At 55.5% G+C, this 20,496-nt stretch carries 16 protein-coding genes; 12 read left to right on the top strand and 4 right to left on the bottom strand.

Annotated features, from left to right (window positions below; all coding sequences use genetic code 11):
• From B3M32_RS00550 to B3M32_RS00560, 3 genes are read left to right on the top strand one after another with little or no spacing between them, the layout of a single operon-like run.
• The gene (locus tag B3M32_RS00550) at nucleotides 1–846 is read left to right on the top strand and encodes an ABC transporter permease (protein ID WP_290742294.1); all 846 of its coding nucleotides are present in this window, start codon (nucleotides 1–3) and stop codon (nucleotides 844–846) included.
• Between the two features lie 11 nt (nucleotides 847–857).
• Nucleotides 858–1,859, top strand: a complete 1,002-nt coding sequence (locus B3M32_RS00555; protein WP_290742297.1) for an ABC transporter ATP-binding protein — start codon at nucleotides 858–860, stop codon at nucleotides 1,857–1,859.
• Nucleotides 1,849–2,658, top strand: a complete 810-nt coding sequence (locus B3M32_RS00560) for an ABC transporter ATP-binding protein (protein WP_290742300.1) — start codon at nucleotides 1,849–1,851, stop codon at nucleotides 2,656–2,658. The genes B3M32_RS00555 and B3M32_RS00560 overlap by 11 nt, the downstream gene beginning before the upstream one ends.
• Before the next feature lie 173 nt (nucleotides 2,659–2,831).
• Here the strand turns inward: B3M32_RS00560 and B3M32_RS00565 are convergent, their stop codons facing one another.
• Nucleotides 2,832–3,479 carry a porin family protein gene (locus tag B3M32_RS00565; RefSeq protein ID WP_290742303.1) on the bottom strand — a complete coding sequence of 216 codons (648 nt, stop codon included), beginning with the start codon at nucleotides 3,477–3,479 and terminating at the stop codon, nucleotides 2,832–2,834.
• Between the two features lie 482 nt (nucleotides 3,480–3,961).
• Here B3M32_RS00565 and B3M32_RS00570 point away from each other — a divergent pair, with 482 nt between their 5' ends.
• The gene (locus B3M32_RS00570; protein WP_290742306.1) at nucleotides 3,962–5,689 is read left to right on the top strand and encodes a glycoside hydrolase family 9 protein; all 1,728 of its coding nucleotides are present in this window, start codon (nucleotides 3,962–3,964) and stop codon (nucleotides 5,687–5,689) included.
• Nucleotides 5,690–5,793: 104 nt separating this feature from the next.
• Nucleotides 5,794–7,524: a DUF4832 domain-containing protein gene (locus B3M32_RS00575; RefSeq protein ID WP_290742309.1), complete on the top strand. Its 1,731-nt coding sequence runs from the start codon at nucleotides 5,794–5,796 to the stop codon at nucleotides 7,522–7,524.
• Between the two features lie 12 nt (nucleotides 7,525–7,536).
• Here the strand turns inward: B3M32_RS00575 and B3M32_RS00580 are convergent, their stop codons facing one another.
• Nucleotides 7,537–9,339 carry a protein-disulfide reductase DsbD family protein gene (locus B3M32_RS00580; RefSeq protein ID WP_290742312.1) on the bottom strand — a complete coding sequence of 601 codons (1,803 nt, stop codon included), beginning with the start codon at nucleotides 9,337–9,339 and terminating at the stop codon, nucleotides 7,537–7,539.
• Nucleotides 9,340–9,495: 156 nt separating this feature from the next.
• Between B3M32_RS00580 and B3M32_RS00585 the strand changes: the two genes are divergently transcribed.
• The 4 genes from B3M32_RS00585 to B3M32_RS00600 are packed head-to-tail and all read left to right on the top strand — an operon-like array spanning nucleotide 9,496 to nucleotide 13,993.
• A complete protein-coding gene (locus B3M32_RS00585; RefSeq protein WP_290742394.1) occupies nucleotides 9,496–9,990 on the top strand; it encodes an RNA polymerase sigma factor in 495 nt (164 codons plus the stop codon).
• 17 nt (nucleotides 9,991–10,007) lie between these two features.
• On the top strand, nucleotides 10,008–12,227 hold the full coding sequence (locus tag B3M32_RS00590) for a gliding motility-associated C-terminal domain-containing protein (RefSeq protein ID WP_290742315.1): 2,220 nt from the start codon (nucleotides 10,008–10,010) through the stop codon (nucleotides 12,225–12,227).
• 23 nt (nucleotides 12,228–12,250) lie between these two features.
• On the top strand, nucleotides 12,251–12,691 hold the full coding sequence (locus tag B3M32_RS00595; protein WP_290742317.1) for a hypothetical protein: 441 nt from the start codon (nucleotides 12,251–12,253) through the stop codon (nucleotides 12,689–12,691).
• Complete coding sequence (locus tag B3M32_RS00600) at nucleotides 12,692–13,993, top strand: CCA tRNA nucleotidyltransferase (RefSeq protein WP_290742320.1); 1,302 nt, start codon at nucleotides 12,692–12,694, stop codon at nucleotides 13,991–13,993.
• On the opposite strand, the gene B3M32_RS00605 is transcribed toward B3M32_RS00600, so the two are convergent.
• Complete coding sequence (locus B3M32_RS00605) at nucleotides 13,980–15,083, bottom strand: glycosyltransferase (protein ID WP_290742323.1); 1,104 nt, start codon at nucleotides 15,081–15,083, stop codon at nucleotides 13,980–13,982. The genes B3M32_RS00600 and B3M32_RS00605 overlap by 14 nt on opposite strands.
• A gap of 125 nt (nucleotides 15,084–15,208) precedes the next feature.
• Here B3M32_RS00605 and lpxA point away from each other — a divergent pair, with 125 nt between their 5' ends.
• On the top strand, nucleotides 15,209–15,976 hold the full coding sequence (gene lpxA / locus B3M32_RS00610; protein WP_290742326.1) for an acyl-ACP--UDP-N-acetylglucosamine O-acyltransferase: 768 nt from the start codon (nucleotides 15,209–15,211) through the stop codon (nucleotides 15,974–15,976).
• Here lpxA and B3M32_RS00615 read toward each other — a convergent pair.
• Nucleotides 15,963–17,225, bottom strand: a complete 1,263-nt coding sequence (locus B3M32_RS00615) for a glycoside hydrolase family 5 protein (RefSeq protein WP_290742329.1) — start codon at nucleotides 17,223–17,225, stop codon at nucleotides 15,963–15,965. The two genes, lpxA and B3M32_RS00615, sit on opposite strands and share 14 nt — an antisense overlap.
• Before the next feature lie 227 nt (nucleotides 17,226–17,452).
• Here B3M32_RS00615 and B3M32_RS00620 point away from each other — a divergent pair, with 227 nt between their 5' ends.
• Both B3M32_RS00620 and B3M32_RS00625 read left to right on the top strand, forming a co-directional pair.
• Nucleotides 17,453–18,196, top strand: coding sequence for a carbohydrate binding domain-containing protein (locus tag B3M32_RS00620; RefSeq protein WP_290742334.1), 744 nt, complete (start codon nucleotides 17,453–17,455; stop codon nucleotides 18,194–18,196).
• A 19-nt stretch (nucleotides 18,197–18,215) separates the two neighbouring features.
• Nucleotides 18,216–20,486, top strand: coding sequence for a hypothetical protein (locus B3M32_RS00625; RefSeq protein WP_290742336.1), 2,271 nt, complete (start codon nucleotides 18,216–18,218; stop codon nucleotides 20,484–20,486).
• The last annotated feature ends 10 nt before the right edge of the window (nucleotides 20,487–20,496 follow it).

Genomic DNA, 20,496 nt, shown 5'->3' on the forward strand with positions numbered 1-20,496 from the left:
ATGGGTAAGCTTTTAAGAAATCTTCTCAAGTCCCCGATGTTCGTTATCGGTGTGTCTATTTTCATCATCACGCTGTTGATCGCAGTTTTCGGACCGCTGTTCTATCACGTGGATATCAATGCCCGTGACATGATGGCCGGCCCGTACGCGGGCTCCAGCGCCGATCACCTCCTCGGTACCGACCACCTCGGCCGCGACTACGTGTCCCTGCTGATCGAAGGTCTCCGTTCTTCTCTGTATGTGGGCCTTGTGGCCGGCGTAATCGCGACGACGATCGGTGTGCTCATCGGTCTGTTCGGCGGTTTCCGTGGCGGCTGGATCGACGAAGTGCTGAACATGCTCACGAATATCTTTATCGTGATTCCGCAGTTCGTGATTCTCGTGCTCATCAGCTCTGCCGTGAAGGACGGACGTTCTCTTACGCTGATTGGCCTTATCATTGGCCTTACCGCGTGGAGCTGGTCTGCCCGTGCCGTGCGTGCCCAGGCTTCTTCGCTGCGTAGCCGCGATCATATCGCATTGGCCCGCATCAACGGAGCTTCTACGCTCACCATCGTCCTGAAGCATGTGCTTCCGTACCTGCTTTCTTACGTGTTCATGGTGTTCATCATGCAGGTCTCTTCCGGTATCCTTTCCGAAGCCTCCATCTCCATGATTGGCCTCGGTCCTCTGGATTCCACGAGCCTCGGCATCATCCTGAACCAGGCCAAGGACAATGGCGCCCTCTCGGGTGGCATCTGGATCGCCTTCTTGCCGGCAACTATCATCATCACCCTTACGGTGTTCGCCCTCTATCTGATCAACACGTCGATGGAAGGTGTGTTTAACCCCAGGCTCCGCAAGTAAGAGGTAACGAAATGTCTGAAAATGTTTTTGAAGTAGATAATCTCAGCCTCTATTACTTGGGCCGCTTCGGCGACAAGACGCATGCCGTTACGAACGTCAGCTTCTCCATGAAGCAGGGCGAAATCCTCGGCATCGCCGGTGAATCCGGTTGCGGTAAGTCCACGCTCGTGTCCGGCCTTATGGGCATGTGCATCCCGCCGCTCTACCCCGAAGGCAAGAGTGATGTGCGCGTCCGCAATGGCGACAAGATGGAATCCCTCATGAACCGCAAGATCGAAGACGTCCGCGCGAACGTCTTGGCCCAGAAGGTTTCCATGATTCCGCAGGGTGCGTTCAACGCCCTGAACCCGGTCCGTAAAATCAAGGACATCGCCGCCGACGTGATCGCTGCCCACCAGCAGCCGGGCAAGAAGCTCGATCACAAGGAAATCTACGACCGCCTTTGCGAACGTTTCGACCTGTTCGGAATGGATACGAAGCGCGTTCTCGACTCTTATCCCATCCAGCTGACAGCCGGTGAACGCCAGCGTTCGGTTATCGGTATTTCCACCCTGCTCAACCCGCAGATGGTGATCGCCGACGAACCGACTTCCGCTCTGGACGTTTCCACCCAGAAAGAAGTGATCAAGATGATCTTCGACCTTCTGGACAAGGGCATCTTCAGCACGATGATCTTCATTACCCACGAACTTCCGCTCCTGTACCACGTGGCCGACAACATCGCCATCATGTACGCCGGCGAATTCGTGGAAAAGGGTACGGCGGAACAGGTCGTCAAGGATCCGCGCCACCCGTACACCCAGGCCCTCATGGGCGCCATGCTCAGTACCGAGGCGAGCCAGCGTGGCCGTCATCCGGTGGCTATCGAAGGCGCTCCTCCGAGCCTCAAGAAGAAAATTGTCGGATGCCGTTTTGCGGCGCGTTGCAGCAAGGCCTGCCCTGACTGCAAGAAGAATACCCAGAACCTCCGCGTTGTCGGCGGTCGTGACGTGAGGTGCGATTATGCTCAGTAATAAGCCTGTTGTTTTTTCTGCCAAGCGTATCAGCAAGGACTTCGGTGCCGGCAAGACATTGAAGACTGCCGTGAAGGACGTTTCTTTCGATATTTATGACGAAGAGTTCATTTCTATCGTGGGCGGCTCCGGTTGCGGCAAGTCCGTGCTCGCCAAGATCATGCTCGGCCTGTACAAGCCTACCCGTGGCCAGTTCCTCTATCGCGATCACAGGATCACGAACCTGAAGGACCACTGGAACGAAGTGCAGTCCGTGTTCCAGGACCCGTTCGGATGCTTCAACCAGTTCTTTACTATCCGTAGCCAACTGGAAGATTCCCTGAACATCCTGAAGAACAAGCCCAGCAAGGAAGAAGTCCGCCGCCGCGTGGACGAAGGCCTGCTGGCCGTGAACGTGACCCCTGCCGATATCGAAGGCAAGTACCCGTTCGAACTTTCTGGCGGCCAGATGCAGCGTATGCTCCTGGCTCGAATCTTCGCGCTCCGTCCGAAGGTCCTGATCGCCGACGAAGCCACCTCCATGGTGGACGCCTGCGTGCGCGCCAACATCCTCGATTACCTCCGCAAGTTGAAAGACGAGCTGAAGATGACCGTGGTGTTCGTGACTCACGACATCGGCCTCGCCAACTACGTTTCGGACCGTATCTTCATCATGCATGACGGCAAGATCGTGAACCAGGGTACCCCTGCCGAGGTGCTCGACAACACGAACGAACCGCATACGCTCCGCCTGCTCGACGATATCCCGGAAGTCCACAAGACCGAATGGATCAAGAACAGCCACCGCAGCAAGAAGTAATTGCAATGCGTGAGTCGTGAAAACAAGGTTGCTTGTTTTCATGACCGGGCCGAAGAATATTGCGAAGAAAGCCCCGGACTTGTTAGTCCGGGGCTTCTTTATCTGGAGTCGGATTATCAGGAAAAAATCCCCGCCTTGCGACGGGGAAAAGGATCATGCTAAAACAGGCTGCATTACATGAACCAGTAGGTCACGCCCACCTGGAACTGGAGAGTCTTGACGGAACCGGTTTCCATGCTCATGGAATCTTCGGGCTCCTGGAGTGCGGCCAGTCCTTCGGTTTCGACTTTCACGTCTTCGCCGTCGTCGAGCATGGAGGTCAGGCCGAGAACCATGCGGAAGTTGACATCGAGATTCTCGGCGACAGCGTAGCCGACGCCGGCAGCGACGCTGAATTCGATGGTGTTGAGCATTTCGGCGTCGCCGAAGTTGATGGTTTCCTTGCTGATGCCGAACAGGTCGGTTTCTTCTTCGGAGCTCAGGAGGATAGAAATCTGCGGACCGACTTCGAGGAAGAGCTGCGGCATCACGTTGATGCGGGCGAGCACCGGAATGTCGATGGCCCAGGTAGACCAGGAGATGATTGCATCGGAAGCGCGGCGCAGGTCGATGGTGGCTTCGGGAGCGATGGCGAACATGTCGTTGATGGCGATCTTGGTGGCAAGGCCGGCATTAAAGCCGAAGCCCCAAGGAATATCGCTAGTATCGTCGCCATAGATCGTACCGAAGTTGATGGCGCCACGGCCGCCGAGGGCGAACTGGGCGAAGGATGTGCTTGCTGCCATGAGAACGGCTGCCACGAGGAGGATAATTTTTTTCATTGTTGTAGTCCTTTGTGTGTGTTAAGTTGTTTCTGACCCGCAATCTAAAAACGTGATTTGGAGATGTAAAGAGAAAAGAAAGTCTGCTTTTTATTAAAACAACGTAATGACGCTTACAAAAATGTTATGCGGAAATCATATGAAACGAATCGTTTCATATGATTTTTTTTGAAAGGAAAAAATGCTTCATCGTGCGAAAAGAATGAAAATGAAAAAGGACGAAGATTGATTTTCGGGGCGAAAGTTTTTTAATTTATGTGTAGAAAGATGAAGCTGTTTTTCCGATAGGTGGGGAACCGTCTGTCTGCTCTGTAAAGGAGGAGGCGGATGGACGGAAGCCCGGTTCTGACGAACCGGGCTTTTTTTGTTTCAGCTCCGTGGAGGCCGGAAATTGGCTGTAAAAGGGATTTCTGTTTATTTCTGAAAACGGAAAATGCGTTGTGCCGCTCTCCTGTAGGGGTGTTTTTAGGTATATTCTCGATATGAATACCTCTAAATATGCTTTTTGTGCGTTTCTGGCTGTTTCAGCCTCGGTTTCGACTTCCGTTATTGCCGCCCCCCTGATGAACCAGCTGGGCTTTGCTCCTGATGCCGAGAAGACGGTCGTTTTTCCCGGCAACGATGCGAACGGTCTCGAAGTCCGCGACCTTTCCGGGAAGACGGTGCTCAAGCTCAAGGCTCCCGACGTGTACGAGTGGGACTACAGCGGCGAAGAAGTACAGACTTTCGACATCTCTGCCGTCAAGAAACCTGGTACCTACCGCCTGTTCCGTGGCGGGGAATATGTAGGCACTCCTATCGTGGTGGACAAGAACGTCTATGGGGACCTGGTCAAGGCTAGCCTCAAGTGGTTCTACTACCAGCGTTCCAGTACTGCCCTCACGCCGCAGTATGCGGGCAAGTGGGCTCGCGCTGCCGGCCATATGGACGACAAGGTCGTCATTTACGGTTCGGACAAGGCGACGGGCGGCAAGGGCAAGGGGACTACCATCAAGTCCCAGCGCGGCTGGTACGATGCGGGCGACTACGGCAAGTATATCGTGAACTCCGGCATTACCGTGTTCACCTTGCTCGAGATTTACGAACATTTCCCGAAGTATGCGGATTCGCTTACCTGGAACATCCCGCGCGAGTTCCCGAAGTATCCGGAACTTCTGGAAGAAGTCCGCTATAACCTGGACTGGATGCTCACCATGCAGGACAAGGACGGCGGTGTCTATCACAAGGTGTCGACGCTCAAGTTCAGCGGTAGCGTGCTTCCCGAAAACGACAAGGCGCAGCGTTACGCCATTATCAAGAACGTGACGGCGACGCTCGATTTTGCCGCCGTGATGGCGCAGGCGAGCGTTGTCTATGCGGGCATCGACAAGGCGTATGCCGACAAGATGCTCAAGGCTGCAGAAAAGGCCTATGCCTGGGCGAAGAAGAACCCGGAAGTCTTCTACAAGCAGCCCGATGACGTGCAGACGGGTAGCTATGCTCCCGGTGACGAAAACGGCAAGGACGAATTCCGCTGGGCCGCCGCGGAACTTTACCGCGCGACCAAGAAGAAGGAATACCAGGAAGACTTGAAGGCGAATGCCTTTACTGCGAATGGCGCTTGGTGGGGCGACGTGAACATGCTCGCCGCGTTCCGCGTGGCGCTCGACTCCGCCGACTTCGAAAAGGAACTCGTCGATGCCGCAAAGAAGGTCGTGATGAACGAGGCGAACAACCTGCGCGCCGTGGGCGACACGAGCGCCTACCGCCTGCCTGCCTTCCCGTGGAGCTGGAATTGGGGCAGCAATAGCGCGATGGCGAACAACGGCATCGTGCTGGTGCATGCCTACTTGCTCACCAAGGACAAGAGCTACGTGGATGGCGCCCAGCAGTGCCTCGATTACCTGCTCGGCAAGAATCCGCACGACATTACCTACGTGACCGGATTCGGTTACCGTAGCCCGCGCAATCCGCACCACCGCCCGAGCGAATCCGACATGGTGGACGATCCGGTGCCCGGCATGCTCGTGGGCGGCCCGCACTTGGGCAAGCAGGACATCAACCTGGACGGCAAGGAAAGCTGGAAATGCCCGAACTATGCCTCTGCCGACAAGCCGGCGCTTGCCTACATCGATAACCGCTGCAGCTATGCGACCAACGAGGTGGCCATCAACTGGAATGCTCCGCTTGCGTACCTGGCGGCCGCTCTCGAGGCGATTTATAATAAGTGACACCCATTCGCTATGCTCAGGGCAGGCTCCGTGTCATCCTGAGTGAAGTGCGAAGCACGGAATCGAAGGATCTATTTGCCGAGAAAAAAATATATATTACGGATATGGCTAGAATCCATATCCGTCTTTTGTTTATAATCGGTGTCGCACTCTTGCAGACCCCGCTTTTTGCTGCTGGCCTTGTGAAGCAGGATATCGACACGACGGATGCCATGGCGACGCTCGAAAATTTCGACCGCGGGTTCTATACGCCGCAGGTTTTGCATTTAAAGCCTTCGGGCGGCAAGGCGATTGAAAAACCATGGGCGAAACTCCTCCACCTGCGTGCCGAAATTTCGGAATTCAGTAGCAACGCATGGCTTTCGATTGATACTACCGGCGGGAAGCGCGATACGGTGCGCGGCGTGAGCCAGGACTTGACCGAAGACGCGTTAAACGTGTTGCAGACGACGTTTGACAATATCCGTGCGAACAATGGCTTTGCGATTGTGCGCATCTGTTACGATCCGTGGTACAACGGACGCAGTAATGTGACTCCCGAACACAAGTGGGTAATGCGTCATGTGGAACAGCTTGCTCCCGTGCTCTCGAAGAATACCGACGTTATCGTGGCGCTCGAGATGGGAATGCACGGTGCCTACGGCGAGATGCACAGCGACACGAACATCACCTACGACCGCATTGCCGAGGCGACGAACCTGATGCTGCGTAACACGCCTCCCGAATTGAAAATCCTCACGCGTACGGGAAACTATTCGGCAAAGGTCTTGGGCTTTGACAACTGGGGTGTAGACTTCCATATCGACGGCGATAAATTCAAAGAAATCGCGAAGGCGAAGGGCGACACCATGTACCGTGTGGGAATGTTCAACGACGGCTATCTGGGAACGCAATACGATTACGGCACGTGGGGTGCGGACTGTGCTACATCCATCTGTCGCGAAGAGGGAGTGGCCTGGCTCGAGAAGTACGGCATCAACACGCCCTACGGTGGCGAGGCGCTCACGACGGCAGGCGGTTACGAGGTCATCAATACGCCGGAGTTTCTCTCTTACGAGGGCTTCCGCACGCATACAAGCTATTTGAATGTCCAGTGGAACAACAACCTGATTGACGGCTGGAAAAAATCGCAGTTTGAAGGGAAAGATTTTGAATATGATGGTTCGAAAATAGATTCGTTGACAGGTTTCAAGTACGTCAACGACCACCTGGGCTACCGCTTCGTGCTGCGCGAATCGTGGCTGAGCGATACGGTGGGAAGTGACGGAATTTTACGTGTGAAGTTGCGCATCCAGAACGTGGGCTTTGGGAACTTGACTCATAAGGTGAAGGCTTCACTAGTTGTTAATGGGATACAACAAGTGGGTATGCTAGATACTTTGGCTTACATTTACTATGAAGTTCCTCTCCCTGATTCTATTGATTTTATGAAAGTGCATAGCCGCAAAATTGAAATCAAGGGTGCCGATACCGTGATGACATTTGATGGCAACAATGAAGTTTTGATCGAAGCGAAATTGGGCTCCTTGAAAAACCAATCTCCCGAAGATTGGACGGGCATCCCGTTGGAAGTGTACTTGAAGGTCTGTAATGACGACCCGGTCAAAGAATGCATCCACTTTGCGAACGACGAATCGAGAAACCGCATAAGCAACGGTGTTTTCATCGGAAAAGTTGTTTTCGATGAGAGTGTTGTTTCTATAAATCCGCGGCCCCTGCAACCCAGCAATCAAAAGCAAAGCGCCCCCTTCGTTCAAAGGGCGCGCAACAGCGTGATTGTCCGTGACGGCGAAAAGCGCTACAAGGCGAACGGAGCGAAGATTCTCAAAAAGTAAAGCTCGCGGGCACTACGGAATCGCTTCCAGTATCAGCCCGGTGGTCAGCAGTTCCGGCAATACGACTTGCTTGCTCTTGTCTCCCTTCGGGTAGATGGCATAGGCGGGCACGCCGGATTTTCCCATGCTGCGCAACAGCTCGTTCACCTCGGGCGTTTCGCGGGTCCAGTCGGCCTTCATGCGCACGACTCCCGCGCTGTCCATCGCACGGATGAAGTCTTCTCGGTCGAGGACGGCGGCCTCGTTTGTCTTGCAGGTAAGGCACCAGTCGGCGGTCGCGTCGATAAAGATGGTCTTGCCGGCTTTCGCAAATTCGGCGACAGCTTCGGGCGAGTAGCGGTACCACCCGCCTTCGAGCACTTGCTGGGCCATGCGGGCTTCGAAACGTTCGGTGACGACGGTTTCGTACCTGGGAGCGAGTACGGCGAACCAGACAGCGGCGAGAACGGCGACGGATGCGCTGAAGGCGATGACTTCGCGCTTGAAGGCGACTCCCGGAGGCGCGAATTTGCCGACGGCGAAGCTGGACGCAATGGCGAGCGCTGCGACTATGGCGAAGATAGTTACGCCCGCCGTGCCGGCTTGCTTGCTCACGATCCACAGGAGCCATGCGACGGTGCCGAGCAGCAGTACGCCCATGATCTTTTGCAGAGTGACCATCCACGGACCCGGTTTCGGGAAAATCTTCAGTATGGCGGGGAAGGCGCTTACCAGGAGGTAGGGGAGCGCAAGCCCGAGCCCTGCGGCGGTAAAGAACAGGAAGAGTACGGGAGTGGATGCGGTAAACGCGAATCCCATTGCCGTGCCGAGCAGGGGAGCCGAACATGGCGTGCTCAGCAGCACGAGAAGCGCCCCGGTAAAGAAGGCGCCGGCAAGCCCCGCCTTGTGGCCGGCCTCGTCCATCTTCGTGGTGGCCCCCCACGGGAGCCAGACTTCGAATACGCCGAAGAAACTCATCGCGAATGCGGAGAGGATTACGACCATGAACGCGATGAATCCCGCGCTCTGGAACTGCATTCCCCATCCTGCCGCACCGCCTCCCGCCTTGATTGCCGCGATGACGGCGGCGAGAACCCAGAAGCTTACGAGAACGCCCGCGGTGGTCGAAAGGCCGAGGGCGGCGAGCCTGCCGCGCGACTGGCCCGCTTCCTTGATAAGGCTGAACAGCTTGAGCGAGAGTACCGGCAACACGCACGGCATCAGGTTCAGGATGATTCCTCCGAGGAACGCGAAGAACAGCAGCAGGGCGATGGCTGCGGCGCCTTCCTTGCCCGCAAAGCCGTCATTGACCGCGACGCCGTTTAATTCCGGCGCGTCTCCTGCAGAACCGTTTAATCCCTGCGGCCCGTTTCCTTCATCGTTTTTTTTTAAACCGGTGGCGCCGCCAAGCGCGATTTCGACTTGTGCGGGTGCGAGGCAGATGGAATTGTCGCAGGCCTGGTAGTGGAATATGGCCTTGGTCGAAAGGCTGTCGCAATTCTTCGAGGCCGCCTTCACGGGAATCTTTATCTGGAAATGTCCCTTGAACACGAGATTCTCGAATTCGAGCACTTCGTTGTATTCCTTGATAGGTTCGGGCCATACGACTTCGCCGAATTCGATTCCCGGTGCCGATATTTCTACGGAAGACGGCTTTAGGAATTCATCGGCGACGACGTTCGCGTTCACGTGCCAGTTGTCGGGAATGACGATGTCTATGGTGACGTTCGATTTTTCGGAAAGTGCCCCTACGGAATAGTGCATTGCCGCATCCGGAGGCGGCATGGCGTTCATATTGAATTCCTGGGCCTCGGAATTGCTAACAAATAAAAACAATAGGACAACTATAGTTGCAAAATTGCAACAGTTGTTTGCAAAATATCTGCGCTGTGGTACTTTGTTAGGAAAAAACATAAATTAAGGCTCGATTGCTTTGGATGGCAAAAAGGAATGAGAACAAAGACGAAAACAGGTGAAGTCTCTTCGGATTGGATGGAATCCGTCTGGCGAAGGAATTCGGATACAATTTACAAATTATGCGAAGTGAAATGTGATACCGTCGAAGAGGCAAAGGACCTTTTTCAGACTGTTGCGCTAAAATTCTGCCAGAATGCGCAGTTCCTCCGGAATCGCGAAGCCCTTTTCCCCTGGCTAGTCCGCGTAATGCACAATGCCCACTGCGATATGGTCGCCGATAGGCGCTCCACGTATCCCATGTCCGCCTTTGGCCGTAAGGCGGAATTTCTCAATGACTTGCCGGAGGAACGATCTGTCTTTTTTCAGGAAGACCGGGATGCGGTCGAAGATTACGAGACGCTGTTTTCCCTGCTTTCGCCCTTGGAACGGATGATCGTGGAAATGACCTATGTCGGCGGGTTCCCTACCGAAGAAATCTGTTCCGTGATAGGCCTTTCGAATAATGCCGTCCGTAAGAGGCGTCATTTTGCCATACAGAAAATGAGAAAGGCTGTGTTTCACATCGAATAATTTCGTAATTTTAGGGTGTGAAATTTTTACGGACTTTCCTCTTAAGCCTGTCTCTTGTCGTCCAGTGTTTTGCCGCAGATGGATGGAGGGTCTTTTCGACCCCGTTCCCCATTTATTCGGCGGCGAAGTACGGCAACGGTGTCGTGTATGCCACCGGTGGCGGCGTACGCATCAAGACGCCCACGTTCGACAGGGTCTATACAGCCAATAACGGGCTGGAAACGGCCAGCCTGCTTTCTGTCGCTGCCGGTCCTCGCGGTGTCTATGCCGTGTCGGAATACGGAATGATCGCTTCCCTGCGTGGCGATATGGAAGGCTGGATGGTCATCAGCCGTTCTTATGTGGCGAACGGCCGTAAGATTATTGCCGATGCGTCCCGGCTGGTAGGCGATGTCCTGGTCCTGGTTTTCGAAGACAGGATAGCCTTCTTCGATGTCGCCAAGGAAAAGTCGATTCTCACCATTTCGCGTATTGCGGATATTTCCCTGGCCGTCTATCCGCCCAAGTTCATCTCGATACACGGCGACGAACTCTATGTGTCTATCGGTAAGCGGCTGTTCAAGCGCAAGATGGCGTGGGATGGCCTGTGGAACGACGTGCGCCTGATCGATCCGGATACTTGGACCGAGGTCAAGGTGGACGGCCTGGTCAACGGAATGGCCTGGAAAGGGGACTCGCTGAAGACGTTCCCGGTAGAAGGGACATGGCGGTGGGATGGCGACGTGGAAACGTCTTCGGTACAGGATTCCTCCCTGATAAAGCTTCACGGGGTAAAGGTGGAAGATTCGTTCCTGTACGAGAATGGCCGCAGCGTTATCAAGTGGATCTTCTCTTACGACGACGGAACGGATTACCTGATCGGTCCGGAAATGATTTACCACTTTACGAACGGGAAGTTTGACGAACTGGGCGTGTACCATCCCTACGAACTGGGGGGCGTCTATGAAGTTGCCGCGACCTACGATGGCGGGGTCATCGCCGCATCGCCACGCAGCGCCTTTGCCTACAGTGCCGGCGAAAAGTGGTCGGAACTGCGCTATTACGACGAAACGGGTATCGGCAATCTCGATGACGCCTATGGACACCGCATGAAAGTGCTTTCCGTGATGAACGACGGACACATGCTGTACCATATCTGGGGCGAGGGATTCTACCTGTTTTCCGATTGGGGAAAGGAACGTATTAGACATTTTACGCCCAAGGAAGGGCTTTGCCTTGACAACTACGGGACCAATTTCATGATTTCTTCGGGAACGACCGTGGCTCCGGATTCTGCGGGTTTCCTGGTGGCGACTGCGGACACGAACGGCTATAGCCTGGCCTATATATCCCTGGAAGCCCAGGTGAGCTGTCTTGGCCATGTCGGCAGCGCGGCCGTGGCCGGACCGATTGTGGCGAGATATGCCAAGAATGGCGTGGATTGGGAAGTCTATGTCGGTACGCGCAAGATTCCCAGCGCCGCCACTACGGGTAACCTGGATGTCTTTGTCGTGTCGCCTCCTTTGCAGAACGGCGGCAGGCTAGTCAAGAAATCCCGCAAGACAGCTCACGGCCTGGACGGCTTTGCCCCGATAGACCTCGCCCTGGATTCCAAGAACGAAGTTCTATGGGTGGCGACGCCTTCGAAGGTGGGTTACATGAACCTGGATCAGGATACGATCCAGACGCCGTCATCTGTAAGCGGTCTTCTCGGTGCGGAATATACGTCGCTGTCGCTGGATCCCCATGGGAATCTCTGGGTCGGTACTGCCGCGCAGGGCATATTCCGCCTGTCGCGCAAGGGCAATTCGTACGATACGCTTTCTACGCTCCATATCACTTCGAAGAACGGGATGCTTAGCGATGCCGTCGACGACCTCGTGGTGAATCCGGTGAAGGGAGTCCTCTGGATTGCGCATAGCCGTGGAGTGAGCTGGTACAAGAGGAATGACTTGCGCGAGAACGAATCGTTCATGACCGATTCCGCCGCGGCAGAAGTCGTTGCGTACCCGAACCCGTTCCGCCCCAAGATCCACAGATATATCACGTTTGATTTTTTGGCCGAAGACGCCACGTTGAGCATCTATAACCGCGGTGGCGCCCTCATCCGTTTCTTCAGCAACGGAGACATGTTCGGCGGCAGGGTCGACTGGGACGGCAAGGACAAGAACGGAAAGCTGGTCGTGCCCGGCGTGTATTACTACGTCGTGAAAAATTCCAAGAAGACGAAAAAGGGCAAGTTTATCATCATCCATTGATGGAGGTGCACATGGGGAACGGAATGAAATGGATTCGGTGGATGGCGATTGCCACGGTGGCCAGTGTCGTGCCGCTGCTGGTGTCCTGTGCTGCCGAACGCCAGGGAATCGTGTGCGAAGAAATTGAATACCGCCTGAACACGTTGACGTATTCGCCGGACCAGCGTGCCTTCGAAGAAGACGAACTGCGTGCCTGCCGTGAAGAAGAAGCCAGGAAAAAGGGCGAGGCGGCTGCCAAGCGCCAGAGCATTTACGACCGTTTCGCATCGAGCGATTCGTCCAAGACGGCGAACCTGAAAACGGCCGAGGACGGTTCGATAGTGTCTTCTGCCGAACCGGAAAACGTTTCCGTTTCCAAAGCGCTGAAAGATTCCAGCGGCGAGCAGACGACGAGCATCTATGACCGCTACGGCGCCATGGGTGGCGAAACAGGCGGTGCTGATTCCGCAGGGGCTGCTCCGTAAATGAAGACCCCGGCAATCCAGACGCTTGCGGGCGTGTCTTTCGAACCGGAATTGCCGGGACGCCTGCTCGGCATTGCCGACGACATCCGTGCGGCAGGTGGTCGCGCCTTCTTGGTGGGCGGCTGGGTCCGTGACGCTCTCTTGGGCAAGCCCTGCCGCGACTACGATATCGAAGTCTACGACATGACACAGGATTCGCTGTTGCCGATTCTTTCGAAGTACGGGCGCACGAACTTGGTCGGGAAGGCTTTCGGCGTAATCCATCTCGCCATGAAGGGACTTTCGCTCGATTTCTCGTTCCCGCGTACCGAAAGCAAGGTCGGCTACGGCCATCGCGGTTTTGTGGTGCATACCGACGAAAAGCTGAGTTTCAAGGAGGCGGCGCTGCGCCGCGATTTTACTATCAACGCGATGGGGATGGAACTGCCCGAACTTACGCTGTGCGACCCCTACGGCGGCATTGACGACCTGAAGGCGCATACGTTGCGCCATGTGGGACCCGCTTTTGCCGAAGATTCCCTGCGCATTTTGCGCGGCGTGCAGTTTGCGAGTCGTTTCGGGTGCACGCTCGCTCCCGAGACGGTGGAAATCTGCCGTACGCTTTCGCTAGACGACCTGAGCGTGGAACGCCTTTTCGAGGAATTCAAGAAGTGGCTGTTGAAACCCGGCAAGCCCTCTTTGGGATTGCGCGCGTTTTTGGACATAAAGCTCGACGGATACTTCCCGGAAATCCGTCCGTTCGAAAATTCTTGGGAAACGCTGGGCGCAGTTCTGGACTGCATGGCGGAACTGCGAGACCGGAGCGCGCTTACCGATGCGCAGAAGATGGAATTTGCGTTTGCGGCGCTGCTCGCGGGGGGCGCGGATACGGCACTCAAGTTCCTGGAGCGCATAACCAACGAGACGCACTTGCTGAAGGTCGTGCCGCTGGTGCTCGGGGCGTTCCATGACCTGGACGTATCGGTTGTCGACAGCGACCCGGCTTTGCGCCGCCTTGCGGTGAAAATCGGTGGCCTCAAGCTCCTGTGCCTGCTCGTGCAATGCGCTCCGCACGGATTCTTTGCCTGTGCGGACGGCAATGACGACTTTGCGGAAAGGCTGTATGCGGCCTCCTCGAGGCTTGGCCTGCTCGAAGCGGCTCCACAGCCCTACCTCACGGGCAAGAAGCTCATGGAGCTGGGCGTAAGACCCGGCAAGCAGATGGGCGAGATTATCAAGGCGAGTTTCGAACTGCAGCTCGACGGGAAAATTTGTAGTGTCGAAGAAGCCCTCGCGTGGGCCCGCGCCGCTATTTCCACCTGAACAGGCCCGTGATGCCTGCGGGGACGCAGAACACGATCATCGGGATCTGGATGAGTTCCACCGGCAAGAAGGCGAGCATCTTGCGCTTGGCGTGTAGCTTCCAGGAGGCTATCATGAGGAACACGAAGTCCACGACAATCTTTGGCCCGATGCTGAATGCGCACCACTGCCACGGGCAATCCAGGAACGCGACGCACCACGGGCTGATGAACATCCAGATGTAGTACGTGTAGATGAGAGTCAGGAGCAGGATATACGCTTTGCTCTCGTAGTTCGTGCCGTTGCTGCTCCAGCGGGCGCGCTGGTTAAAGAGCTGCTTCCAGGTATGTACCGGCGCGGTCTCTATCACGGCGTCCCTGTCCAGGTTGTAGCAGACCTTGGTGCCCGGGATTTTCATCATCTTGTGGATGAGCATGTCGTCGTCGCCGCTCGAGAGGTTGATGAGGTCGCCGAAGCCGCCCACCTTGAAGAATAGGTCCTTCTTGTAGGCGAGGCATGCGGCGGAGGCGACAATCGGGTGTCCCCAGCTGAATCCGGCGGCTTCCATCGCGGTGTAGCCGAGCGTCTCGAGTTTCTGGTACAGGTGCGGCATGGTGCGGCTACCGTTGTTCTGCTTGGGCCCCTGCACGATGCATATGCCGTCTACGAAACGGCCCGCCATCGCGGTAATCCAGCTCTTGCGCGGTATGCAGTCGGCGTCCATCGTCAAAAGCACTTCGTTCCTTGCAATCTTGAATGCGCTTTCGAGGGCGCGCTTCTTGGGGCTCGCGATTACAGGCAGGTCTTGCGGCAGCGAAAGCACGCGGAATTTCGGATGGGTGGCGGCGAATCTTTCGAGAATTTCACGGGTGGAGTCCGTGGAGCGGTCGTCCACGCAGATGACTTCCCATTCTCCGGCGTAATCCTGTTCGGCGAGCGCTTCGAGCGTACGTTGTGCGAATTCCTCTTCGTTCCGCATCGGCACCACTACTGAGACACTCGGGGTCGCCTTGGGGCCTTTGTAGCGATGCGTACGGACAAGTCCTATTATGAAGAACAGGAACAGGAGCGCGTAGAGCGTGGTCAGGCTTGCAACGATGATGCCACCCATGCGCGGAAATATAGTAAACAGTGGTTAGTAGGCAGTAAATAGTACTTTGTAAACGAGAAAATTCTATTTTGTAACGCACCCTAATATACGAACCACTAATCACTAACCACTGTCTACTTCATACTATGGTCCATCCGTCCGCATTCGTAAGCCCACAGGCAAAAGTCCACGAAACAGCCGTCATTGGCCCGTGGAGCATCGTGGACGCCGGTGCCGAAATAGGCGAGGGCGTTGTCCTGGAATCGCGTGTGCACGTGTACGGGGGTGTTTCTATCGGGAAGGGGACGCATGTTTACGACGGCGCCATCCTCGGCGGACCTCCGCAAGACCTCAAGTACGGTGGCGAACCGACGCGCCTTGAGATAGGCGAGGGGTGTACCTTCCGCGAATACGTGACGCTCAACCGCGGGACTGTCCAGGGGGGCGGTTGTACGCGGATTGCAGACAAAGTATTGGTTATGGCTTACTCGCACATCGCCCATGACTGTCAAATCGGGCTGGGCGCTGTCATCGCGAACAGTTGCCAGCTGGGGGGCCATGTGCGGATCGGGGAGTATGCGACTATCGGCGGGGTCTCCGGAATCCAGCAGAGAAACCAGGTGGGCGCCTACGCTTTCGTGGGCGGGACTCACAAGGTGGACCGCGATGTACCCCCCTGCGCGAAGGCGTCGGGAAATCCCGTCCGCTTCGGCGGTCTCAACCTGCATGCGCTCCGGCTTCATCCGGACCTGTTCCCCGAGGAGCGCGTCGAGGCGCTTTCGCGTGCTTACCGCGAACTGTACCGTAGCGGTCGCCCCGTCGCCGAAGTCGTTGAGGAACTGAAAAAAGGCCCGGAACCTCTGTTCCAAGCCTTCTTTGACGATCGTTGGGGCGGTAGCCTTATTCGGCCGTAAGCCCGAATGCGTCCAGCATGCCGGGGAACCACAGCCCGTTAAACTTGTCATAGGCTTCGAATCCGCCTACACCCGCCAGGCCCCAGTAGTGCCATGAAATATCGTACTTCTCGGCGACTTTGATGACTTCCTTTGTCCACATGGACCTGTACTTGTCAGAAGGACCCTTGTCGCCGCAGCTCCCGCTCTTGCTGGTGACGCCGAATTCGCCCATGTTCATGGGGACGTGTCCGCCGTTCTTGTCGGGGTACAGCTTCTGGGTTGCGGAGATATACGACTTGAAATCGGAACTTGCCGTCATGGCATAGGCGTCGTCGCCCTTGCAGGTATAGCCGTGACCTTGGTGGCTGTAACCGTAGGGTTCGTAGTAGTGGCCGCTGAAGATGATGTTGCCGTCTTCGGGTAGCTTGAGCGCGGCGATGTCGGCGAACTTGGCTGCATGGTAGCTTTCGAACATGATGGTCTTGTTCTTGTCTACCGATCTAATCGCTTCATAGCCGAGGGTCATGATTTCGTTCAGGACGCTCGCATCCTTGAACGTGGGCTCGTTCAAGATATCCCAGACCAGCATGGTGTCGGGAAATTCCTTGAATTCCGAGGCGACCTGTTTCCAGATGGCGGCGAAATGGGCCTTTTCTTCGGCGTAGAAGTCAGGAAGCGTTGCTATATGGTTGCCTGCAAACATGAGTTCATGGTACCAGTGGAAACTGATGACTACGGCAAGGCCTGCCTCGATGGCGAGCTTCACGTCTTCCTTGACTCCGGCAATGCGGCTCGGGCTGGCTTCGTGGGTTTCGGGGTTGGAGTTGTGCTGCCATCTTACGGGAATGCGCACGGAGTTGAATCCGGCATCTTTCACTAGCTTGAAATAGCTGTCGCTGATGGGGTTGCTCCAGCTGGAATCCAGACGGTCATTGCAGCCGTAGTTGTAGCGCTTGAAGGGAAGGTTCGCATATTCCGACACGTCCGCTTCTACCAAAGGGATGTATGCTTCGTCGCCATTGTCGTAGGCGTCCTTGAGTGTCCCGCACGTCCAGTACGATGCTCCGTCCCAGGCGTTGCCCAAATTGATTCCCTTGCCGAGCCTCTTGTTCATGGCGCGGCCCTTGGAATAGTCCACGGCGACGACCTTGGCTTGCTCATTCTGTTCTTCGGGATCATCGGTTTCGGCCGAAGTCGGCTTGCCGCCGTTGTCGCAGGCGAAGAAACAGGCGCAAAGGGCGAGTGGCAAAAGTTTGGTGAACTTCATGATTTTCCTCATAGTTTGTTTCCTTTTACAAACATACTCTTTTTTGTCCGTATACAGCGATTTAAAAAAAATAAAGTGTTTACAAAAGAAAACTCAAAATTACACAAAAAAACATGAAAAAACACGTTTTTTCATGTTTGGGTCTTTTTTTTGTCATGGAACGGGGAACGGGCTTTCGAAAACAAGTTATATTATACCCTATCCGAATTTGGAGAATTTTACCTATTATGAATGGAAATCTCAAAAAAGCCATTTGGAAGTGTGCCCTAGCCGCACTGCTTCTTGCTTCATCGTCTTTTGCCGGCTACGGATTCAGCGATTATCGCGACCGTGACCAGGCCCGTTTTATCACCAAAGAAGGTAAACCTTTCCGTCCCGACAAGGATGTGGTCAGCGTCGTGATGCGCGAAGCCATCCCGCGAGGCGGTGGATATACCTACCAGTATCCGCGTGAAAACCCCGAACCGGTACTTACGGACAAGTACGCCATGGAAGGAGCCCTTTCCATGGAAATCGAACTTATCGCGAGCGACTATTCCGGTGTGGCCATCTGTATCGCCGGTTCCGTCGACCTGACCCCGTACCTGGAAGAGGGTGTCCTCGAGTTCTGGATCAAGGGTGCCAAGGGCGGCGAAAATGCCTTGTTCGTGCTCGTGGACGACGGCGTGAAGAGCGGCGGCGAATCCCTGCAGGTCAAGCTCCGTTCCAAGAGCCTCGGCGAAATTACCACCGAATGGAAACACTTCAGCATTCCCCTCAAGCTGTTCGGCATGACCGGTGTGTACTGGGATGCCAAGAACACCCGCGAAGTGATGCTTCCCTTCAGCTGGAGCAACTTCAAGGGCTTCCGTCTGGAAGTTCGTAAGGACGAGAACGAGTCCTTCAAGGTCTGGATTGACGATGTCGTCATCAAGAAGCACGGCAAGCCGTACGAAGGCCCGTCCAACTATCCGTTCCGCAACGAGATTTAAGAGGGTATAAGAGGATTTTATGCAAAAAACAATAACTTCGCTTCTTCTTGCATCTTGCGTTGGAGCCGCCTGGGCCATAACGCCCCAGATGCAGCTGGACTCCATCAACGCCTCCCTGGATACCCTTTCCGGAAATATGGAATCCACCATCATGGGCAAGGACGATCTGCCGCTCGCGGTCTCCGGTTACATGGCGTTCCGTTTGAAGAATTTCCACTACTCCGAAAGGAGCCCGTGGGTCCGTAACGACATGGCCCGTACCGCCGTGGACGCCGTTCTCAACATGAACGTCGTGGCGATGCCGAACTCCTACATGACCCTGTGGTCTTCCATGAGCTTCCCGTTCGACCTCTCCGGCCTGTACTCCAACTACCTTGGATCGCAGCCGACGGGCGTGTCGACCAACGACGAGAGAGTCTTGTACGATCACTCCACGGACTTCTACTCTTCGACCATCAACGAAGAAATGAACTTCGGCGTGGATATCCGCGCAGGCGTCTTTGGCGCCTACGTGACCGCCGGCGGCGTTATCTGGGCGAACGCTTCTCCCTTGACCATGTGGGAACGTGAAACCGCACCGCGCTTCGCCTGGCAGTACGAACTGTTCGAAGACGAAAAGACGGTGAGCACCTACTATAAGGAAAAGGTCTTCAAGCCGGTGAAGGAAGGCGGCCGTGCCTTCTGGACGAACCGTAGCTTCGGCGGCGTGTTCGCGAACTTCTACCAGCTTCCGTTCAACATGAAGGCCCAGTTCTTGGTGTCCCAGCCGGCCGATGCCGATATCGGTACCCGCGACGGTCTCCGCATGTACGGCGGCCAGCCGGGCGAACTCGAAATGTCCGGTGGCTACGATATGCGCGGTTCCGTGTACCACGGCCGCCTCGCCAAGGAAAAGATTGCTGACAACCTGACCGTCGGCGTGAACTACATGGGCGTGGTCTTCGACAAGGGTATCATCTACGAACCCGAATTCCGCAACCAGTGGATTACCTATGGTGCCGACTCTACTCCGAAGGAACTCAACACCCACGTGATTTCCTTGGACTTGAAGGGCAACATCACTCCGAAGCTGTACTTGATGGCCGATGTGGGCGTGAGCATCACCGACTCCATCCTGTACTACCAGTCTCCTGATGTGGACGGCTACAACAAGAACAACTCCAGCTCCGGCTACTCCGAAGACGCTTACGAATCCAAGATCAACACCCCGCAGGTCGGTGTCTATGTAAAGGCCCAGAGCAAGTACGTCGAGGGCTGGCCGATGACTGTGGAAGGTATTTTCCTCCAGAAGGACTTCTACTCTCCGTATTCTTTGAGCAACCCGTCCCGCTTCGCCACCTGGCGCAGGGATGAAGCTTTCTTGAATGGCGGTTCTCTCCGCTATACGCCGAACATGGCCGGTATCAACTTCAAGTTGGAACCGACCTTCAACCGCGGTTACTTCGACCTCCAGTACGGCCAGCACCGCCAGATCGAAGACGGCCAGGACGTCGTGTGGTTCAACTACCGCCTGAACGGCCGCAACATGTGGGAATCTTCCAACTCCTGGACTAAGCACAAGCCGCTGTTCATCGCGGACTCGGGTAATGCCGACGGTGCCGCCTACCTCGCCCGCTCCGGCGTGCAGGTCGGTTCCAACGAAGGCGTCAAGCAGTATCGCCAGCAGGGCGGTCTCTACGGTGGAACCTGGGAACTCTGGGAATCCTTTGTCGCTTACGAAAATGCGGAACAGATCGAAGAACAGGAAGTTCCTTCCCATGCCAAGTGGTCTTCGTTCCTCTCCTTCATGGGTGGTTACGATATCGGTGGCTGGTTCGGTACGGACCGCACCATCATGATGACCCTCTATGCGGCATTGTCCGGACTTTCGACTTCGTTTGCGCCTATCGCCTACAGCGAGTCGCAGAGCGACATGCTCCTGTGGAGCTTCTTCACGCAGTTTGAACCGGCTATTGCCGTGCATCCGAAATTCCACGTGGTGGGCATCATCGGTATGGAAACGTTCCGTTCCGAATACGCCTACCGTACGGTCAGTTCCACCTCGACCATCGCCAAGACTTCTGATTACGCGAAGACTGCCGCCCACCCGGCCAGGTTCACGACGGAATACTACCAGAAGGCTCCGATCAACTATCTCGAGACGGCCTTCGGTCTCGGCTTTGACTGGGACTTCGCTGAACGCGCCGGTCTCCACGTCCGTTACAAGTTCATGACCCATTCTGACGAATTGATTTCTGAAAATGATTGGCATTCCCACTACATTGCAGCAGAAACCAAGGTTTGGTTCTAAGAGGGGGTAG

The sequence above is a fragment of the Fibrobacter sp. UBA4309 genome (assembly GCF_002395745.1).
GTDB lineage: Bacteria > Fibrobacterota > Fibrobacteria > Fibrobacterales > Fibrobacteraceae > Fibrobacter.